Annotated in this window: 14 protein-coding genes; 5 read left to right on the forward strand and 9 right to left on the reverse strand. The window is 70.4% G+C overall.

Annotated features, from left to right (window positions below):
* Positions 1 to 345: 345 nt before the first annotated feature.
* Positions 346 to 519, reverse strand: coding sequence for a hypothetical protein (locus VGI12_01450; GenBank protein HEY2431307.1), 174 nt, complete (start codon positions 517 to 519; stop codon positions 346 to 348).
* Between the two features lie 97 nt (positions 520 to 616).
* The gene (locus tag VGI12_01455) at positions 617 to 1,102 is read right to left on the reverse strand and encodes a periplasmic heavy metal sensor (GenBank protein ID HEY2431308.1); all 486 of its coding nucleotides are present in this window, start codon (positions 1,100 to 1,102) and stop codon (positions 617 to 619) included.
* Between the two features lie 173 nt (positions 1,103 to 1,275).
* On the opposite strand from VGI12_01455, the gene VGI12_01460 reads away from it, so the two are divergent.
* Complete coding sequence (locus VGI12_01460) at positions 1,276 to 2,172, forward strand: hypothetical protein (protein HEY2431309.1); 897 nt, start codon at positions 1,276 to 1,278, stop codon at positions 2,170 to 2,172.
* Here the strand turns inward: VGI12_01460 and VGI12_01465 are convergent.
* Entirely contained in the window at positions 2,147 to 2,569 is a 423-nt protein-coding gene (locus tag VGI12_01465) for a hypothetical protein (GenBank protein ID HEY2431310.1), read from the reverse strand. The genes VGI12_01460 and VGI12_01465 overlap by 26 nt on opposite strands.
* A gap of 119 nt (positions 2,570 to 2,688) precedes the next feature.
* On the opposite strand from VGI12_01465, the gene VGI12_01470 reads away from it, so the two are divergent.
* The gene (locus VGI12_01470) at positions 2,689 to 4,062 is read left to right on the forward strand and encodes a hypothetical protein (GenBank protein HEY2431311.1); all 1,374 of its coding nucleotides are present in this window, start codon (positions 2,689 to 2,691) and stop codon (positions 4,060 to 4,062) included.
* 18 nt (positions 4,063 to 4,080) lie between these two features.
* Here the strand turns inward: VGI12_01470 and VGI12_01475 are convergent, their stop codons facing one another.
* Positions 4,081 to 4,938, reverse strand: a complete 858-nt coding sequence (locus VGI12_01475) for a GNAT family N-acetyltransferase (GenBank protein HEY2431312.1) — start codon at positions 4,936 to 4,938, stop codon at positions 4,081 to 4,083.
* Positions 4,939 to 4,957: 19 nt separating this feature from the next.
* Here VGI12_01475 and VGI12_01480 point away from each other — a divergent pair, with 19 nt between their 5' ends.
* From VGI12_01480 to VGI12_01490, 3 genes are all read left to right on the forward strand, one after another.
* Complete coding sequence (locus VGI12_01480; GenBank protein ID HEY2431313.1) at positions 4,958 to 6,025, forward strand: NADH:flavin oxidoreductase/NADH oxidase; 1,068 nt, start codon at positions 4,958 to 4,960, stop codon at positions 6,023 to 6,025.
* Between the two features lie 105 nt (positions 6,026 to 6,130).
* Entirely contained in the window at positions 6,131 to 9,490 is a 3,360-nt protein-coding gene (locus VGI12_01485) for a PD-(D/E)XK nuclease family protein (GenBank protein HEY2431314.1), read from the forward strand.
* Positions 9,487 to 13,017, forward strand: coding sequence for a UvrD-helicase domain-containing protein (locus tag VGI12_01490; GenBank protein HEY2431315.1), 3,531 nt, complete (start codon positions 9,487 to 9,489; stop codon positions 13,015 to 13,017). Before VGI12_01485 ends, VGI12_01490 begins: the two co-directional genes overlap by 4 nt.
* 27 nt (positions 13,018 to 13,044) lie before the next feature.
* Here VGI12_01490 and VGI12_01495 read toward each other — a convergent pair whose 3' ends face one another.
* The 5 genes from VGI12_01495 to VGI12_01515 form a co-directional block, all read right to left on the reverse strand.
* Entirely contained in the window at positions 13,045 to 13,491 is a 447-nt protein-coding gene (locus tag VGI12_01495; GenBank protein HEY2431316.1) for a YhcH/YjgK/YiaL family protein, read from the reverse strand.
* A gap of 7 nt (positions 13,492 to 13,498) precedes the next feature.
* Positions 13,499 to 14,839 (reverse strand): hypothetical protein, encoded by a 1,341-nt coding sequence (locus VGI12_01500; GenBank protein HEY2431317.1) that lies wholly within the window; start codon positions 14,837 to 14,839, stop codon positions 13,499 to 13,501.
* 7 nt (positions 14,840 to 14,846) lie between these two features.
* Complete coding sequence (locus VGI12_01505; protein ID HEY2431318.1) at positions 14,847 to 15,572, reverse strand: hypothetical protein; 726 nt, start codon at positions 15,570 to 15,572, stop codon at positions 14,847 to 14,849.
* 35 nt (positions 15,573 to 15,607) lie between these two features.
* The gene (locus VGI12_01510) at positions 15,608 to 18,952 is read right to left on the reverse strand and encodes a CPBP family intramembrane glutamic endopeptidase (GenBank protein HEY2431319.1); all 3,345 of its coding nucleotides are present in this window, start codon (positions 18,950 to 18,952) and stop codon (positions 15,608 to 15,610) included.
* Positions 18,953 to 19,037: 85 nt separating this feature from the next.
* Positions 19,038 to 19,685: a hypothetical protein gene (locus tag VGI12_01515; protein HEY2431320.1), complete on the reverse strand. Its 648-nt coding sequence runs from the start codon at positions 19,683 to 19,685 to the stop codon at positions 19,038 to 19,040.
* Between the last annotated feature and the right edge of the window lie 50 nt (positions 19,686 to 19,735).

The raw sequence follows: 19,735 nt of genomic DNA on the forward strand, positions 1-19,735 counted from the left end.
ATTGATAGCGTCGACGAGGGACCGGACCGCTGCGGATTCTGTGCGATCTCCGCGGATCCGGTCAACGACGACCGTGCAAACACGCGCGGACCTCGGCCTGACCTTCCTTGTCACGGGCGGACCGTAGAGTCGGGGTCAGGAGGCGGAAGGCATGCAGCGGCGTACCACAGCAGCAGCGATATGGATTGATCTCGGGGAGAGGACGGTCGCACCCGGGCCGACAGGGCGCCGCACGGGACGGCTGGGAACCTTCTCCGCCGTGGGAACCGGGCTCGACAGGTATCGGATGCTTGATTTGAAACGCCGGCGGGCACAGATTCGCGCCCGCCGGGAATTAGGGTTGACTTAAGCGGCCGCTGCCGTCTTCTTCAGTTCGAGCTTGCGGACGACGATTCGCGCCGGACGCCTGGAATCGCACTCGTGCCACCAGATCCCCTCGCGTACCCACCATCCGCCCTCGCCCTGATCGTCGAACAACACTCCGCACCGCGCGCAGACGTCGAAATCGAGCTTGGGCATATCCGTTCGTCCGTGACTATCAGGAGCCTGGCTGGCAGGGCTCCCAACCGTTAGGACGCCGGAGGCGGCGAAATCGTTTCCACTTGGTCCGACCCCGCTAAAGATCGTGTCCGCCTGGGGATCCGGGCCGCGGCGGTCCCTGGGGGCCGCGCCCTTCCGGGGGCGGCGGCTTCTGTTCTGCGAGCTGTTGCCGCTGGGCGGGAGTCAACACGGCGGCCACCTTCTGCATCAGCTCGACGCGATGGTCGAGCTCGGCGCTCTGGGCCGTCTTGAGCGCCGCCGCAGCCGCCGCGATCGCCTGCGGATCGGGGGTATCGGCCAGTACGGCGGCGTGCAGCGTCTGTTCGGCCGCGCGAAGTTGGACGGGGGGGGCGCCGCTCTGCCGCTCCTGCTCCATGATGGCGCGCACCTGCTCCCGTTGAGCATCGGTGAGCCCGACCTGGTTCAGTCCGGGCAGAATCCCCATCGGGCCGCCGGGCCCGCCAGGCCCGCCCCTGCCGCCGCGGCCTTGTGCCATGGCTGGGAGCGCGCCGAGAGACAGCATCAGGGCCGCCACCGCGAAGGTTGAGAATCGACGTGTCATCGAAAGCCTCCTGTTACCTTCTTCGACTCGCTTCATGCCCGTTTCCTTCCATGAAATAAGTACGACAGGGGCGCGCCGGCTTGCTTCTCGCCGCGGCCAGTGGCTTGATAGGGGTACGGCACCTGCCGTCGCAACACGCGCAGCATGCGAGACTTCATCAACGGGCGGCAATCATGACGAACAGTTCGATGTACATCCGAGCCCTTGGCGGCGTTCTGGTGCTGGCGAGCGTGCCGCTCGCGATCGCGCGACTGAGCGCCTCCGAGAAACCGCACTTCGACAGTCAACTCCGGGATGGCGCCATCACGATCGACGGTAAGTACGACGACTGGTATGGCAACCTTCAGCCCTTCGAGCAGGCGCCCGTCGCGATTCAGTTCCTGAACGACAAAGACTATCTCTACATGCGTCTCACCGCGTCGGCGAGCGCGGAGCGCCGTGAGATCCTGCGCCAGGGCTTCACCGTCTGGTTCGATCCTGCCGGAGGAACCAAGAAGCATCTCGGCATCCGCTATCCCGTCGTCGAACACGGAACCGGCGGCGACGATGCCGGTCGCGGCGGCTACGGCGGCCGCCGCGCCGGCGGGCAGGGAGGCGGAAGTGGAGAGAGCGAATCCCCGTCGGAGCCTTCGCCTGGCGACCGTATCGACGTGCTCGGCCCCGGCAAGGACGATGCGCGGATGCTCACGCGCGACCATGCTCCGGGGATCGACGTCGCCATCCGGGAGGATCAGGGGACGCTGCAGTACGAACTGAAAGTGCCGCTCGTGCACGACGCGGATCATCCGTACGCCATCGACGCCACGCCAGGCAAGCCGGTAGGCATCGGGCTCGAAGCCGGCAAGACCTCGCAGGAGTCGTTCGGTGGCGGGCGTCCCGGCGGTTTCGGTGGGGGCGGCGGTGGAATGGGCGGCGGGATGGGCGGCCGCGGCGGTGGAATGGGCGGACGCGGGGGTGGCGGCGGTGGCGGCAGCCACGGCGGTGGCGGCGGCGGCCGCGAGAACGCCGAGAGTGCGAAGCCGTTGAAAGGCTGGGGGACGCTGTCTATTGCGTCGACGCCGGCTCGATAGCGCGGACGCCCGGGTCGGCAGCCAGCCGCTCCAGCGTCTGCAGCGGCATCCAGCCGATGATCGAATCGTAGGTGCTCGAGGTCGAGACGACGATGCCGCCGAGGGCCTTCATCTTCTTTTCCAGGTCCGGCCGCACCTGCGCGCGGACGTCGACGAACGCCCGGCCGTGTCGGTCGATTCGCACGACAGCGGCATCGCCCGGAACGGTCTTTCCCTGAAGATCGCCACGGCGGCGGTAGATGGCCGACAGCACGTGCTCGTTGATCTTGCGCTGCGCGAGCGTCCGCGCGTCGCGGACCTTGGTGTCGGCCGGCGCGGTCCGCTGGGCGCGGACGGCGGGAACGACGATGACAGCCGCGACGAGCGCGCACAGGAGCGCCAGGCCGGCCGAACGCACTGTCCTCAGGAAGTCTCCAGCCAAGTGAAGCAGAAAGCGTAGCACGGATCGGTCTGCCGGCCTATCCCGCTGTTATTCAACGCTTTACGCAGCACACCTGGCCGCGGTAGCCTTGGCCGATGGGGGTCGTGCTGCTCGTGTTCCTGGCGCTGCTGCAGGCGCCGGTGTCCTGTCCGGATGCCGCCCGTTGTCGGGCCGACGCCGAAGCCGCCGACGCGCGCGGCGATTACGAGACGTTTCACGACCTCGCCTGGCGCGCGGTTCAGGCGGGCAAGCCGAACGACCCCGCGCTGATGCTCCTGCTCGCACGCGCGCAGTCGCTCAGCGGCCGGCCGGAAGATGCGATCGTCATGCTGGGGCGGCTGGCCGATCTGCATGTGCCGATCGATCTTTCGCTGGCCGACTTCGACCGGGCCCGCCAGCGGCCGGGTTGGGCCGCGCTGGCTGAACGGATGTCCGCGCCCGCCGCTCCCGCCGCTGGCGGGGCACCGCCCGCGTCTCCGGCGCCCTCCAGGAAAGACCGGCCCGCGGTCGCGGACGCGACCTCGGTTGCTCCGTCACCGGCGTCAGCCTCCAGGAGTGAACCTGCACGGGCGGCGAGCGCCGCGCCCGTCAGGGCGCCCGGTGCGGAGGTGACCCCGCCTCCGGCCGCGACTGCGACGGGCGCCTCCACGGCGCCGCCGGACTCCGGCATGGTGACCGAGTTCGAGGCTCCTGCGGGGCTCGGCGCTTTTGCACTCGCGCACGATGCGGTGTCGCGGCGCTTCGTGATCGGCGATGCGCGGTCGCGCCGGCTGTTGATCGTCGACGAAGTGTCGAAGCACGTCGTGCCGTACGTGAGCGCGGCGTCGGCGGGTTTCTACGACGAACTGACGGCGTTGACGGTCGACGCGCGCCGCGGCGATCTGTGGGTGGCGAGCGTGAAGGGGAGCGGCGACGACACGACGTCGATCGTGCACAAGCTGCAGCTCGTGTCCGGACGGGGCCTGATGGAGACGACGCCGGCCGTGTCCATGCAACCGGTGCGGTTCGTGGCGCTCGCGGTCACGCCCGACGGCACTCTTTTCGGTCTCGACTCGGCGGGCGGTCGCGTGTTCCGTCTGCGTCCGGGCTCCCGTGCGATCGAGCTGGCGTGCCGCGTCGAGGCGCCGAACCCGACCGCGCTGGCGGCGGCGGACGATCGCACGTTGTTCGTGGCCTCGGATCGGGGCCTGCAGCGCGTCGACCTGCCGTCGCGCGTCGTGCAGACGGTCAAGTCGGTGGAGGACCTGAGCGGATTCGTCTGGCTGGCGTGGCGGGCGGGGGCGCTCTACGGCGTGCAGCATGCCAGCGGCGCGTCGCTGGCCGTTCGTCTCGTCCTGGACGCCGCGGGGGCGCGGGCGCAGCCGCGTGCGATCCTGGCCGCGTCGCCCGACGCGATGGTGGCGACGGTGGCCGATGGCGGCTTCTACTACCTCCTGCTCGGCGCGATCCACCGTCTCCCGCTGCGCTGATCGCCGCCGCGCCTGCGACTAGGAGGCCGCCGCAGTAGAGGCTGCGCGGACCAGGAGGGCGCGGACGTACAACAGGGCGAATCCCGCCCGCTGGACGTTCTGCTGCGAGGTCGACGCTGGTTCGGTGGTGACGATGGCGAGATCGCAGCCGGCGCCGGCGGCCTCGACCAGCCGCGCGTGCAGGAGCGCCGACTGCACGCCGTGCCGCCGGTGCGGCGGCAGCGTCGCTGCCCCGGCCAGCTGCGCGAGGCCATCGACGATCCGCAGCGCGCCACCGCCGGCCAGTTCGCCGCCGCGCCGTGCGAGAAACAGCCGGCACCCTGGCGCCGCACTGAAATCCGCGAAAATCTGCGCGAGCGCCTCGCGCCCGACTGGCTCCGCGGGCGGCGGCCCGTCGAATGTGTCCGGTGACGCGAACCCCTCGGCGACCGCCCTGATCCACGTCTGCGAGTCTTCCGTCGATGTCGCGAGCACTCCGCGTTCGGCGGCGGCCTCGAGGGCGCGAGCAGACGCCTCGACGTGCTCGCGTAGCAGCGACAGGCCCAGTACGTTCTCATATCCGATCAGTGCGTAGCCGCGGTGCGTCAGCGCGGCCGCGACGGACGCATCGCCCAGTGACGAGAGCTCGACCCGCATCGCGGCGCCGCGCTCGTCGTAGCGGCGCTCCAGCCGTTCCAGCTCGCCGTCGTCGAGCGGCGCAAACCCCAGTCCGGCAATCTTGTTGAAGGGCTGGCCGGCGCCGCCGTAGACCGCCGTTCCTCCCCCCACTGCTTCGATGAGCAGATCGGGCCTGCGCGAGGCGCGGGCGAAGGCGGCAGCCGTGTCGGCTTCGGCGCCCTCGATCCGCGCGGCGAGCGTCGTGGTCGCGATCGTCATTTGGCCTCATCATAGATGGATGCCGTCGCTTCTGCTCTCGCCGTACGCGCTTGCCGGCCTCACATTGCGGAACCGGATCGTCGTGTCGCCGATGTGCGAGTACTCGAGCGTCGACGGCTTTGCGAACGACTGGCACCTCGTCCATCTCGGCAGCCGAGCGGTTGGCGGCGCAGGGATCGTGCTGACGGAAGCGACGGCCGTCACCGCCGACGGCCGTATCAGCCCGCACGACCTTGGCATCTACCAGGACGCGCACGTCGACATGCTGTCGCGGATCTTCGCGTTCGTCCGCGAGCATGGAGCGGTCGTCGGCGTGCAGCTCGCCCACGCGGGTCGTAAGGCGAGCAACGGGCGGCCGTGGGACGGCGGCCGCCCGCTCTCGACGTCGGACGGCGGCTGGGAACCGATCTGGGCCCCCAGCGCGCAGCCGTTTCGCGACGGCTGGCAGGTGCCGCGTGCCATGACGAGGGACGACATCGCCGCGGTCGTCCGCGCCTTCGCCGCCGCGGCGTCGCGCGTGCTCGCCGCCGGCGGCCAGGTGATCGAGCTGCACGCAGCGCACGGCTACCTGCTGCACGAGTTCCTGTCGCCGGTGAGCAACCAGCGCGACGACGAGTATGGCGGCGCGTTCGACAACCGCGCGCGGTTCCTGCGCGAAGTCGTCGACGCGGTGCGGCGCGTCTGGCCGGAGCGGCTGCCGCTCTTCGTCCGCATCTCGGCCACAGACTGGGTTGACGGCGGCTGGACCCTCGACGATTCGGTTTCGCTGGCGCGCGATCTGAAGAACCGTGGCGTGGACTTGATCGACTGTTCGACGGGCGGCAACGTCGCGCACGCGACGATCCCGGTGGCTCCGGGCTACCAGGTGCCCGGTGCCGAGCGCGTCAGGCGCGAGGCAGGCATCCCGACCGGCGCCGTCGGGCTGATCACCGAGCCGAGGCAGGCGGAAGAAATCCTGCAGCAGGGGCGGGCGGACCTGATCGTCATGGCGCGGCAGCTGTTGCGCGATCCGTACTGGCCGTTGCACGCGGCCCAGGCGCTCGGCGACGCACCGCCCGTTCCCGACCAGTACCTCCGCGCCTTCTGACGCCTCATCTCGCGGCTGCCCGATCGGCTATACTGCGCGCGTGACGGCCGCGGAGCGCGGCCGTGGATCCGATGACCCGGCACGGTGTCCGGGAGGAGCGCGCGCATGACGTCCACCCGCCTGATCGAATCCTCGTCAGCCCCCCTTCGCCTCGACGCGGCGCGCGCCTTCGTGCGCGAGCGGACCGGGCGCAGCGACGTCTGGATCGTCGCCGCCTCGCGGGGCGCCGCCGATGATCTGACGCGCGCGATCGCCGTGGAAGCGGGCGCGACGATCGGGATCCACCGTTTCAGCCTCGCCCAACTGGCGCTCCACCTTGCCGGGCCCGTCCTTGCCAGCGAGGGGCTGGCGCCGGTCACCTCTCTCGGCTTCGAGGCTGTTGCGGCGCGCGCGGTCTTCGGCGCGCAGCGGGACGGCGTGCTCACCTATTTCGGACCAGTGGCGCGCACGCCCGGCTTTCCGCGCGCGCTGGCGCGTACGGCCCAGGAACTCCGGCAGGCCGCCATCCCGCCCGATCGTCTCGGCCGACTGCCGCTTGGCGGGCCGGATCTCGCGGGGCTGCTGGATCGCGTTGACGCGCAGTTCACCGAGGCTCGCGCCACGGATCGCGCCCTGCTGCTGGAGGCGGCGACACGGGCGCTGACCCTGCCCGCGGCCGGCTCGCAGCTGTCGACGGCCGGCGTCCGGTTTCCGGCGCTCCTGCTGCTCGACGTTGCGATCGACTCGGCAGCCTCGATGGCGTTCGTCGCGGCGCTGCTGGCGGCGTCGGCCGACACGCTGATCACGCTGCCGTTCGGCGACGTGGCGACGCTCGACCGCCTCGCCGCGCTGGGGGTGACGCCTGAAATCCTGGAACCGTCCGGCGACGAGGACCTCGTCGCGTTGCGCCGGTACCTGTTCGCGAAATCGCAGCCGCCCGAGCGCCAGGCCGCCGGCGACGTGCGCCTGTTCTCCGCACCCGGCGAAGGACGCGAGTGCGTCGAGATCGCGCGACGCATCCTGCAGGAGGCGCGGCGTGGCGTGCCGCTCGACGAGATCGCCGTCTTCGTGCGTTCGCCGGAGCGCTACGTCGGTCTGCTCGAAGACGCGCTCCGTCGGGCGATTCCGGACGAGTCCGGGCAGGCGCGCGCCTGGTTCGATCGCGGCGTCGTCCGTCCCGCCGCGGCCGGCCGTGCGTTCCTGGCGCTGCTCGACTGCGCCTGCGAAGGGCTTTCGGCCCGGCGGTTCGCCGAATACCTGTCGCTCGGACAGGTACCGAAGGCCGCCGAGGCGAGCCGCGCGGTACCGCCCGCGCTCGCCGACGCCGAGGAAGCGATGCTCGAGGGACCCTATCGCTATCTGACCGTCGCCGACGAGGACGCCCCTGCGCTCGAGCCGCCGCCCGATCTTCCCGGCGACGCGCGCGACGAGGGGGATCCAGACGAGGGCACGCTCGCGCAGCCCTGGAAATGGGAATCGCTCATCGTCGAATCGTCGGTCATCGGCGGCGACGCGGAGCGCTGGCGCCGCCGCCTCAAGGGGCTCGAGCGCAAGTATGAGATTCAGATCGCGGCCGAGCTGAAGAAGGACGCGCTCGAGGATTCGCCGAAGGCGCAGCGGATTACCCGCGACTTCGTCAATCTGGGACATCTGAGCCGATTCGCGCTGCCGATCGTCGAGAGCCTGGCCGGATGGCCGGCGCGCGCGACGTGGGGCGAGTGGCTGCAGCTGTTCGAAGCCCTGGTGCCGCGCGTGCTTCGGGAGCCCGGCTCCGGCCACGTGCGGCGCGCCCTCAGACAACTCAACCCGATGTCGGACGTCGGGCCGATCACGCTCGGCGAAGCGCGCGGCGTGCTTGCCGACACGCTGCGGACTTTTCAGCCGCGCCCGCCGCGCAGCCGCTACGGACGCGTTTTTGTCGGCGGTCCCGAGCAGGCGCGCGGCCGGACGTTCCGCGTCGTCTTCGTCGCCGGTCTCGCGGAGCGGATGTTTCCGCAGCGGCCGCACGAGGATCCGATGCTGCTCGACGACGAGATGCGCGCGCCGCTCGCCGCGGGCCTGGCGCTGCAGGAGGATCGGGCGCGCGCCGAACGGCTGCTGCTGCGGTTGGCGGTCGGCGCGCCGACCGAGCGCCTGTGGCTCTCCTATCCGCGTCTCGAGGCCGGCGAGTCTCGGCCGCGCGTGCCGAGCTTCTACGTGCTCGACGTGATGCGGGCGATCACCGGGAGGATTCCACCGCCGGCGCAGCTGCAGGCGGCGGCGTTCGATGCCGGCGGCGCCGGACTGGCGTGGCCGGCCCCCGCCAGCCCGGCCGACGCGATCGACGACGTGGAGCACGATCTCGCCGTGCTGCGGGAGCTGATGCAGATCGAGCCGCGCGCGCGCGTGCGCGGCCAGGCGCACTACCTGCTGCGCCTGAACGAGGCGCTCAAACGTTCGGTGTCGGCGCGCTGGGCCCGCGGCCGATCGTCGTGGACGCCGTTCGACGGGATCACCCGCGTGACCGGCATGACGAAGCCGGCGCTTGACAAGCACCGCCTGACCGCGCGCCCCTACTCGCTGTCGGCGCTGCAGAAATACGCCGCGTGTCCGTACCAGTTCCTGCTCTCGGCCGTGCATCGTCTCGAACCGCCGCCCGACATCGAGCCGTTGCAGAAGCTGGATCCGCTGACCCGCGGATCGATCTTCCACGAGATCCAGACGCGCCTCTTTCGGACGCTTCGCGAACGCGATCGCCTGCCGGTCACCGCCGCGCAGCTGCCCGAGGTGGTCCGGCTGCTCGACGAGACGGTGAAGGCCGTCGCCGCGCGCTACCGCGATCGGCTGGCGCCGGCCATCGATCGCGTGTGGCGCGACGAGATCGCCGACCTGGCGCGCGACCTGCGTGTGTGGATCCGGCGGATCGCCGTCCCGGCCGCCGCGGCCGGACAGTGGCGGCCGGCCTACTTCGAATTTGCGTTCGGCCTGAAGGAGGAATTCGGCGAGGACGTACCGCCGCGCGATCCGGCGAGCCGCCGCGATCCCGCGACGATCGACGGGCGGTTCACGCTGCGCGGCTCGGTCGATCTGATCGAAACGCGCGGTCAGGAACTCCGCATCACGGACCACAAGACCGGGAAGAACCGGACGACCGCGAAGACCGTGATCGGCGGCGGCGCGATCCTGCAGCCGGTGTTGTACAGCCTGGCGATCGAACAGGGACTCGGCGCCACGGTCGCGTCGGGTCGCCTGTTCTATTGCACCTCCGCCGGCGGTTTCACGGATCACGAGATCCCGCTCAACGAACAGACCCGCCGGAGCGGCGTCGAGGCGCTCGAGATCGTCGACCGCGCGATCGAGCTCGGTTTCCTGCCGGCGGCGCCCGCCGAACGGGCGTGTACCTGGTGCGATTTCCTGCCGGTGTGCGGGCCTGACGAGCCGCGCCGCGTCCGTCACAAGTCGCCCGACAGGCTCGGGGACCTGGACGCCCTGCGGGAAAAGCCATGAGTGCGAAGGACACGAAGCAGGCGAAGCGCGCGAAGGAACTCGCGGACGCCGATCAGCGGCGCGTGATCGCGACGGCGCTCGACCAGACGCTGGTCGTCGAGGCGGCGGCCGGGACCGGCAAGACGACCGAGCTGGTCAACCGGATCGTCCGCATTCTCGCGACCGGACGCGCGAGCGTGCGCGGCATCGTCGCGGTGACATTCACGGAGAAGGCGGCCGGCGAGCTCAAGCTGCGGCTTCGCGAGGCGCTCGACCTCGCGCGAGCCGGCGCCGAGGGGACCGAGCGCGACGCGTTGAACCACGCGCTGCAGTATCTCGAAGAGGCGCAGATCAACACGATTCACGGATTCTGCGCAGAGCTGCTCCGCGAACGCCCGGTCGAGGCGGCGGTCGATCCGCTCTTCGCCGTGCTCACGGAGTCACAGGCCGAGCGGACTTTCGATCAGGCGTTCGGAGCCTGGATGCAGAGCGAACTGCAGGAGCCGCGCGAGGGGGTGCGGCGCGCGCTCCGCCGATCGGTGTGGCAGGGCTTCGGGATGATGGCACGGGAGGACACCCCCGTCGACAGGCTGCGGCGGGCTGCCTGGGAGCTCGCGCAATGGCGCGATTTCACCGGAGCGTGGACGAGGCCGCCGTTCGACCGCGACGGGTCAGTCGAGCGCCTCGCCGATGCGCTGGCCGAGTTCGCGCCGCTGACTGAAGCCCCCTCGTACTCGAAGGATACGCTGTACCTCGACACCGATCCGGCTCGCCGTCTGGCGGCCGATCTCACGCTGCAACGCGACGCCGGCGACGTGGACCACGACGGCTGGGAGGCGCGGCTGGTCGATCTCTCGCGCGACCGCACCTTCGGTCGGGTGCGCCACGGCCGCGGGCCCGGCTACAAGGCGGGCGTTTCCCGGCAGCGCGTCGTCGACGCGTACACCTCGCTCAAGCAGCAGCTCGACGAGTTCAGGCTGCGGGCCGACGCCGACCTCGCGGCGCTGCTCCAGCAGGAGCTGCAGGGAGCCATCGCACACTACGAAGAGCTGAAGGCGCAGGCGGGCGCGCTCGATTTTCTCGATCTGCCGCTGAAGGCGCGGGATCTCGTGCGCGGCAACGCCGGCGTGCGGCGCGGATTCCACGGTCGTTTCACCCACCTCTTCGTGGACGAGTTCCAGGACACCGATCCGCTCCAGGCCGAGATCCTGCTCCTGCTCGCTTCCGACGATCCCGGCGAGGACGACTGGAGGCGCGTGCGGCCGATCCCGGGCCGCCTGTTCATCGTCGGCGATCCGAAGCAATCGATCTACCGTTTCCGGCGAGCCGACGTCGGCATCTACCGGGAGGTCTGCGACCGGCTGATCGCCGCCGGCGGCACACCCGTACAACTCACCACGAACTTTCGCAGCGTGCCCGGCATTCAGGCGTGCGTCAACGCGGCATTCGCGCCGGTGATGACCGGCGATCCGGCGACGCTCCAGGCCAGCTACGTCGCGCTGTCGCCGCACCGGGCCGAGCTGGCCGGACGGCCGTCGGTGATTGCGCTGCCGGTGCCCGAGCCGTACGGCCTTCGCAATCTGTCGGCCGTCAAGATCGAGCAGTCGCTGCCGGACGCGGTCGCGGCGTTTCTCGACTGGTCGATCCACGAGAGCGGCTGGGGGGTCGCAGCTCGCGACGTCTGTATCCTCTTCCGCCGCTTTCTGAGCTTCGGCGAAGACATGACGCAGCCCTACGTTCGCGCGCTCGAGGCCCGCGGCGTGCCGCACGTGCTGGTCGGCGGCAAGTCGTTTCACGGCCGTGAGGAGATCGAGACGATCCGCGCGGCCCTGTCGGCGATCGAATGGCCGGACGACGAGCTGTCGGTGTTTGCGACGCTGCGCGGCGCGCTGTTCGCGATCGGCGACGAAGAGCTGCTCGAGTGGCGCGACTCCCTGGGATCGCTGCATCCGTTTCGCGCCGGGCATCTCGAGCCCGTCGCGCCGCATCTGCAGCCGATCGCCGGCGCGCTGAGCGTACTGCGGACGCTCCACCGACGGCGGAACTACCGCCCGGTGGCCGAGACGATTCACGCGCTGCTCGACGCGACGCGCGCGCACGTCGGCATCGTGCTCCGCGCCGCCGGCGAACAGGCGCTCGCCAATGTCCTGCATGTCTCGGAGCTGGCGCGCGAATACGAGGCCTCCGGCGGACTGTCGTTCCGCGGGTTCGTCGACCATCTGCGCGCCGCCGCCGACACCGCGCAGGCGCCCGAGGCGCCGATCCTCGAAGACGCGAGCGACGGCGTCCGGCTGATGACGGTGCACAAGGCGAAAGGACTGGAGTTCCCGGTCGTCGTGCTCGCGGATCCGACGTGCAAGCTGTCACGCGCGGAGGCGGGGCGGTGGCTCGATGCGGAGCGCGGCGTCTGCGCCTTGAAGCTCGGCGGATGGTCGCCCGTCGACCTGACTCTGCACGACGCCGAGGAATCGGCCCGCGACAAGGCCGAATCGGAACGGCTGACCTATGTCGCCGCGACGCGCGCCCGGGACCTCCTGGTCGTGCCGGCGATCGGCGACGGGCCCTACGACGGCGGCTGGCTCGATCCGCTGATGCAGGCCATCTATCCTCCCGAGGCGGACCGCCGCCTCCCGAAGCCGGCGCGCGGCGTTCCGATCTTCAGGTCGAAGGACACCGTGCTGAACCGTCCCGATGACGGGACGGCGACGCCGCGCACGGTCGCACCCGGCACGTTCGTCTTCCCGCCGCCGGCCGATCCTCGAGCCGCAAACCCCGGGCGGGGGCCCTCGGACCCCGCGCCTCGGCCTGACGCCGCCTACGCGGTGACGTGGTGGGACCCGCACGCGCTGCAGCTTGGCGTCGAGTCGACGTTCGGGCTCCGGCGTGACGACCTGATCGTCAAGGACGGCGACATGTTCGCGGTCGACGAACGCCTCGCGACCTACGAGTCGTGGCGCGACGAGCGTGCCGCGTCGATCGCGCGGGCCTCCCGGCCGGGCGTCGTCGTGACGACGGCGACGGCGTGGGCGGCAGCGGCTTCGGAGCGCGGGCTCGATGCGGCGGTGGCGGGCGACGGCGTCGCCATCGAGGAGATTCCGGGCATCGAAGGCCGGCCTCGCGGTCCGCTGTTCGGCTCGCACGTGCACGCGGTGCTGGCGACCGTGCCGCTCGACGCGCCGGACACGCGCGTCGAGCGCGTGGCCGCGACGCACGGCCGCCTGCTCGGGATCACCGCGCCCGATCAAGTCCAGGCGGCGGCGGACGTCGTTGCCGCCGTCCTCCGGCACGGACTGATCGCGCGCGCCCGAGCGGCGTCGAACGTCCGGCGCGAGACTCCCGTGTCATGGATGCTGCAGGACGGAACGCTGATCGAGGGGGTCCTCGATCTCGCGTTCGACGAAGGCGACCGTACGATCGTCGTCGACTTCAAGACCGATCACGAGCTGGCGCCCGGTGAAGCGCGGTATCGCGCCCAGTTGCAGCAGTATGTGAACGCCGTCGCGCAGGCGACGGGCCGTCAGACGACCGGCGTGCTCTTCAAGATCTGATCGCGCTCGTCCGTCGCGAGCGGCTCGCTACAACGCGACCTTGACGATGGCCTTGACGAGCGGACCGTTCCCGCCGAGCGGCGCGTGCGCGTCGCCGGGGAAGAAGATCGCAAACGTCCCGCGTGGCACGCGCAGCCACGCCGACGGTACGTCGTCAAAAAAGACGATGTCCTTCTCCGTGTCGAACGCCCCGTCGGCGCCGACACACGTCGCCAGCGGTGTCCAGCCGATCTCTTCCTCGCCGCGGATCGTGTACTGGATATCGATGTAGCGGCGGTGCGCCTCGAGACGCGCGCCGTCGCGGCCGCGGCCGTCTTTGCGATTGAGGAGGACGAACATCTGGTCGCCGTCGATGTCGGTGCGCCCGTCGTGGAGCGCCTCGAGGTCCGTATTGGCGAGAAAGCGGAACGCGCGACCGAAACGGCGGTGCAGGGCCGTGTATCGTTCGGCTGAGCTGATGGTGTCGAGAATCATGGCTCGTTTAGACCACTCCGACCAGGACGGCGATCGCGATCGCGATCGCCGAGAAGAGCAACAGCAGCAGATAGATCGGTATGGCGAACGACAGCCAGTCGGAGAACTTCACGCGCGACGCGGCGACCACTCCGACGATGGCGCCGTTGGTCGGGGTGACGAACTCGGTCAACCCGGCGCCGTACTGAAACGCCAGGACCGTCACCTGGCGTGACAAGCCAATCACGTCCGACACCGGCACGAGCAGCGGCATCGTCAGCACCGCCTGTCCGCTGACGCTCGGGACGGGGAAGTGCAGCAGCGCCTGGACGCCCAGCATCGCCACCGCACAGACCACGACCGGCAGGTGCTGCAGCGGCGCCACCAGCGCCGACACGATCGTGTCGACGATGCGCCCCTGGTCGAGCGCCATGAAGATGGCGCGCGCGAAGCCGATCAGCATGGCCGCCATCGCCATCGCGCCGAAGCCGTTGACGAACGCCTGCGACGTCCCGCCGACGCCGAGGCCGCCGATCAGGCCGGCGGCGAGCCCCATCGCGAAGAACAACGCGCCCATCTGATCGAAGTCCCACCCGAGGCGGAGCACGCCATAGATGAAGACCACGAAGGTGACGATGACGATGGCGAGCACGGCCGTCAGGCGCCGCGGAAGTGACGAGTCGCCCGCCTCTGCCGCTTCCGGCGCGCGTCGCGTGCGCAGCGCGTGACGCCATGTCCAGCCGATCCAGATCGCGAGCGCCAGCCCCATGACGACGGTCCGGTAGACCCAGGCCGAGAGCAGCGGCAGTCCCGCGACCTTCTGGGCGATCTGCACCTGAAAGGGATTGATCGGGCTGAACGCCGCGCCGATGGCGGCGGCGCCGATGCTGATCGCCACCCCGGTGATGGCATCGAAGCCGAGACGACGCGTGACCAGCATCAGCACCGGGACCAGCGCGATGATCTCCTCGGCCATGTTCTCGAGCGCGCCGGCGGCCGCGAAGGCCAGCGAGACGATCGGGATCACCAGCGTGCCGCGATCGCCGGCGGCGAGCACCAGCGATCCGACCGCCTGGCGCAGGGCCCCGGTCTCCTCGACGACGGTGAAGGCGCCGCCGACCAGGAACACGAAGAAGATGACGGACGCGGCGTCGGTGAGGCCGTGCGGAATCGCGAGCAGCGTGTCGAAAGGTCCGAGCGGGCGGGCGTCGACGTGGTGGAAGGAGCTGGCGACGACGATTTTACGCCCGGTGGCGGGATCGTCCCGGCGGTCGTACTGACCGGCCGGAACGATCCACGTCAGGATGGCAGCGGCGAGGACGCAGGCCGTCAGCAGCGCGAGGGGATGGGGCAGCTGCGGACGGCGCACCGCCGGTTTACTTGCTGACCTTGAAGTCCTTCACGTCGACGTCGACGTTGTGGGCGACGCGGACCCCGGCGAAACCGTCGATCGACTTCAGCTTGCCGTCACCGACCAGATCCGCCTTCTTCAGAGAGGCGACGCTCGTGCCGTTGACGCTGCAGTCGACGGTGTCTCCCTTGACGCTCATCGAGACCGTCTGCGTCACGGGTTCTCCCTTGCCGGCGGCCTTGTGAGCGGCTTCGTTGGCCGCCGGGCGGCGGCCGGTGCCTGGCGCGAACGACGTCGGGAAGGCGCGCATGATCACGTTGCCGTTGCCGTAGACCGCGCAGTAGAGCGCCGAGGCGTTGGCGCCGTCGAGATCGTTGCCGCCGATGAACACGCCGTACGGATGCGGATGATCGTTCGACGACATGTACTTCGGCTCGGTGAAGGTCGCCGACACGGTGAAGTCGCCGCTCGTCTTGTTGGCGGTGTTCCAGTAGAGCATCGCCGGACCGGTGTGGATCTCGAGATCGGAGCCCTTCGCGTCAAGGCTCGAATCGTTCATCGCGCCGGTGCCCGGGTCGGGTCGCCCCTGCCAGCCGGACCCGCGGATCCCGCCGTTCGGCACCTTGTGCGCGACGTCCTGCATGTTCATGCCGCCCATGCGCCCGCCGCCCGCCGGGGGCTGCTGCGCCGACAGCTGGGTCATCGTCAGGGCACCGGCGAACGCGATCGCGGTGACTGTAGCTACACGCATGGAACATCTCCTCCTGAAGCAGAACGAATAGCACACTATATAGCAGGTTCCGCGGCCACCGCGCGGCGCAGCGCACGGAACCAGCCCGCCGCGAGTGCGGTGACGAACAGCGCACCGAGCAGGGCGCCGGCCATCGCGCCGGGGTATGGCTCTTCCATGGCGCGCGCGAACAGACGGACCGACCACATCACGCCAAGCGTCACCGCCGCCATGGTGAGATCGAAGCGCAGCAGCGTGACGTACGCGAGGAGCAGCGACGCTGCCGTGATCGCGCCGCCGACGGCCCAGCCTGCCAGGTGTGAGCCGGGTGGCGCGCCCGCCGCGAGGAACCCGAGCATCAGCACCGCCACGCTCCCCGCCACTCGCCGCCGCGTCCACGACGCGGTCCAGCCGCTGATCGCCGCGAGGGTTGCGGTCACCACGACGAGCTGCGTCATGTAGCTCGTCACTGGGCCCAGCGCGGCGGCGAGCGCCGGCACGAAGGTGCCGAGCGGGGCCACATCGGGAAAGCGCGCCCACGGCGCCGACCGTGCGGCGCCGGCGATCGCGGCCGCTCCAGCGCCGGTGAGTCCGGCGGCGATCCCGAGCCGCCACGCCACCGCGTCCGGCTCATGCGCCAATCCTTTGAGACGACCGGGCAGCGCGCCCATCGCCAGCCCGACCATCGCGGCGAGCATCGCGACGCCGACCAGGCCCACCGCAACCACGCCGACGAGCTGCAGCTCGAGCGGCGCCGCGGTCGTCAGGCTGGCGACGACGGACGGCCAGCTGTTGAACAGGACCATCGCCGACGCGGCGAGGACGATGGCGGTGGCCGCCACGCACAGCGTCACCGCGTAGCGCCGGCGGCTCCACAGGATCATGCCGGTGATCGCGGCGCCAAGCAGCAACCCGGCTGAGAGCACGGCGATGGCGATCTGGATCACGGTGTTGCGCGTGGTGGCGGCGCGCTGTTGGCGCGTCCATTCCTCGGGGACGTGGATGAATCGGCCGATCGACGTCACCTCGTCTCCCGAGATGCCCACTTCTATCCACGGCTCGCCCTGCGGAAGCGGCGCGATCGTCGTGTCGGCGAACGTGAACGTCCAGTCGGTGCGCGCTTTCTGCTTCTCGGGCTGCGCCGACACGTCTTTCAATTGCCCGCGCGTCAGCCCGTAGCGCTCCACGATGGCTGCCAGCGCCAGTTGCCGCGCCGTCCCTTCGTCGCGCGAGACGCCGGCGCGGCCTTCCGGCACCGTGTGCTGGACGCTGCGCACGTGTCCGTCGGCGGCGACCATGACGTGCCACTCTTCCGCGCGATCCGCGATGTCTCCTTCGAAAGTGGCGATCCGGACGCGCCAGCGCGGCCTGGGCAGGTAGACGCCGAGCAGTTCGATCCAGCGGCGTTCGCCCGCCGTCTCGTAGACGAACTGCTGCGGTCCGCCGCTGCCATCCTCCGGCTGCGCCAGCACGCGCCATTTCGGCGACAGCGTGAGTCCGCGGCGCTGCAGTTCGCCGCGCGCGATCGATTCGGCCTGCCGGCGGCCGGTCGCGATCGGGCCGTACGGGTTGGCGGTTCCGCGCAGATACGTCACCGTCAGCGCCACGAGAGCGGCGACGCCGAGCGCCATCCAGACGCGCTGCGCCGCGACCGACAGACGCTGAGCCGGTATCACCACGATGTCGGCCGGCGTCGGCGCGGCGGGCGGAGGCTGCCACGCCGCGTTATCGTCGGCCGGAGAGAGTTCGGTCCACCGTCCCGCCTGCCGCCGTCGCCAGAACACCACCCAGAGCGGTACCAGCGTCATGCCGACGAGCATCACCTGCTGCACCCAGATGCCGGGCGCCTTCACCATGAAGATGGGCAGCGCAAACCAGACAACGTCGAACGTGAAGTGGAGGATGATGCCGGGCACCAGCCCGTAGTAGAGATAGAGCAGGCCGAAGCCGATCGAGGGGATGATCAGTTCGACCGGCCTCGCGTAGGCGGGTTGGTTCGGATACGGGGCGTGCCCCGCGCCGAAGACGATCGCTTCGACGACGAGGCCCGCCACGATGAAGGGCCTTCGCATGCCGAATCGATCGCCGATGAGCGCGGCGCCGGCGAGCGGTACGGCGCGGAAGAGCGATTCCTCCCAGAAGCCGGCCTGGAGGGAATTGGCGATCGCCGACAGCCAGGGCGCGTAGGTGGCGAGCACATCCGGATGCACGAGTGCCTCGGCCGGGCTCCACCAGTGGAAGACGCGGGTCATGACGAGGTACAGCACCACGTCATACGCGAAGAAAAGCGAGACCAGCAGGTAGCCGCCGACGGTGCGGCCGAGGATCTGGACGGACGCGCCCTGCTGACGTCCCCACACGTGCCAGAGCTGCGGATGGTGACCGAAGGCGCGGCGCGACAGCGTCTCGGCCGCCATGAACGAGAGAGCGAAGAAGACGGAGAAGCCGACGAAGCTCGCCACCACCAGCGCAGTCTGCTGCGCCAGAAACGTCGCGCGCGGGATGGCCGTGTCGTAGGTCATCCAGGCCAGCGGCAGCTCGTTGATCGTCGCCAGCGCCTGCAGCGCGCTGACGACGGTGCCCCAGATGGCGGCGGTGCGCCACAGCACCCAACGGCGGCGCATCATGAAGAAGAGCCCCACCCCGATCCCGCCGAGCACGTAGAGCACCACCATGCCGACGACCGAACCGACCCCGATCAGCTCGTTCGCCGAGCGCATGCTCGCGTAGCGTCGGGTGAAGGCTTCGGGAATCTTGACGAAGTAGTCGACGCCGGTCAGCCGGTCGCCGGCGACGGTGAGGCGCACCCGGATCCGGCCCTCGTTGAAGGTGACATCGGATCGTTCGTAGGTGAACGTGTGATCGACGCGCCCGGACTGGCGCCGGTCCGCGCCCTGCTCGACGAGCGTGAATCTGTCGAGCGGCACGTGCCAGCGCGAGGCCGCCCCGCTCTCGGCGACGCGCTGCGCCGCCGCGGCGCCGAGCGCCGGCCCCGGCGCGTCTTCCTTCAGCGTCTCGGTGAAACCGTACGGCTGTCCGTCCGGGGTGAATCTGATCGTCGTCTCGTTCGTCTCGCCGGCCGTGAAATGGCGGACCCGCCACGTGTAGGCGGCGTAGACGCGGTCGCGCAGCATGCGTGTGAAGGCGCTGGTACCGCCGCCCTCCAGCTCCACGAACGTCTGCGCCTCGTCGTCGCCGGCAAACGAGGCCGCCTGGGTGAAGCGTGGTGGACCGAGGCCGTCGCGCGCCGCGATCGCCCGCGCCTCGGCGAGCGCGTGCGCGCGATCCATGGTGATGTCGAGCGCGACGATCGCGAAGGCGTCGGGGAAGTAGTGGGCGCCGACGGCGACGGCCGCCGCCGAGGCGAGGGCGAGCGCGATCCAGAAGCGCGGACGTCTCATCGCGCGGACGACACTACCACGGGCGCGAGGACGCACCGCGTGCGGCGCCCGCCGTCGCCGTCATCGGCGAGCGCAGCCAGACGCGTCAGGTTGACAGCGACGGATCTTCGTCGCGCACGCGGCGCTGGCGGCGCGCCGCCGGCGGGGCGGACAGCACCCGATCGAGCCAGGCGGCGACGACCGCGTGGAAATCGGACGCATGCGCGGACGACCGCGGGTCGGCTCGCAACGCCGGTTCCGCGTCGGTTCCCTCGAACAGGTCGACGAACACCTCGGCGAGAAACGCGCGGTCGCCAATCGAGCTGCGCACACGCTCGGGCGGCGCCCCCGCCATCTCGATCCCGAACAGCTGACCGTGCGTTTCGGCCAGGCGCTCCAGAAAGAACCCGTCGGCATCCGACGGGTTGCCGCGCCGGGCCGACGCGAGCACGCGCGTCTCGTCCGCGTCGCCGTCGCAGTAGACCTGTAGGCCCGATGGCAACGCGATCGCCCACAGCTCCCACTCGTCGCCCGTCGACCAGGTGAGCCGCAGCACGCTGCGCGTCCGCAGCGCGTCGTGCGACAGCCGCGTGCCCGGCTCGCCAAGCGCCTCGCTGACGATCGACTCGAGGTCGATCGGATCGTTCGGCAGCCGGAACGGCCACGCGCCGTCGCGCGCGCGAAACTGACGGATGCGCCGATCGAGCGCGTCCAGCACGAGAACACGGCGCTGGCGTTCGCGTGACGTGAGCACGCGATCATCATCGCCCGCACCGCCCCTGCCGTGGTAGCCTGAACACGAGC

Source organism: Vicinamibacterales bacterium (assembly GCA_036496585.1).
In the GTDB taxonomy this organism is placed as follows: domain Bacteria; phylum Acidobacteriota; class Vicinamibacteria; order Vicinamibacterales; family 2-12-FULL-66-21; genus JAICSD01.

Bases quoted from the DNA above. Each gene is read 5' to 3' on its own strand.
- VGI12_01450 (HEY2431307.1), bottom strand. From the start codon at position 519: ATGCCCAAGCTCGATTTCGACGTCTGCGCGCGGTGCGGAGTGTTGTTC.
- VGI12_01510 (HEY2431319.1), bottom strand. From the start codon at position 18,952: ATGAGACGTCCGCGCTTCTGGATCGCGCTCGCCCTCGCCTCGGCGGCG.
- VGI12_01495 (HEY2431316.1), bottom strand. From the start codon at position 13,491: ATGATTCTCGACACCATCAGCTCAGCCGAACGATACACGGCCCTGCAC.
- VGI12_01505 (HEY2431318.1), bottom strand. From the start codon at position 15,572: ATGCGTGTAGCTACAGTCACCGCGATCGCGTTCGCCGGTGCCCTGACG.
- VGI12_01470 (HEY2431311.1), top strand. From the start codon at position 2,689: ATGGGGGTCGTGCTGCTCGTGTTCCTGGCGCTGCTGCAGGCGCCGGTG.
- VGI12_01490 (HEY2431315.1), top strand. From the start codon at position 9,487: ATGAGTGCGAAGGACACGAAGCAGGCGAAGCGCGCGAAGGAACTCGCG.
- VGI12_01460 (HEY2431309.1), top strand. From the start codon at position 1,276: ATGACGAACAGTTCGATGTACATCCGAGCCCTTGGCGGCGTTCTGGTG.
- VGI12_01455 (HEY2431308.1), bottom strand. From the start codon at position 1,102: ATGACACGTCGATTCTCAACCTTCGCGGTGGCGGCCCTGATGCTGTCT.
- VGI12_01480 (HEY2431313.1), top strand. From the start codon at position 4,958: ATGCCGTCGCTTCTGCTCTCGCCGTACGCGCTTGCCGGCCTCACATTG.
- VGI12_01475 (HEY2431312.1), bottom strand. From the start codon at position 4,938: ATGACGATCGCGACCACGACGCTCGCCGCGCGGATCGAGGGCGCCGAA.
- VGI12_01485 (HEY2431314.1), top strand. From the start codon at position 6,131: ATGACGTCCACCCGCCTGATCGAATCCTCGTCAGCCCCCCTTCGCCTC.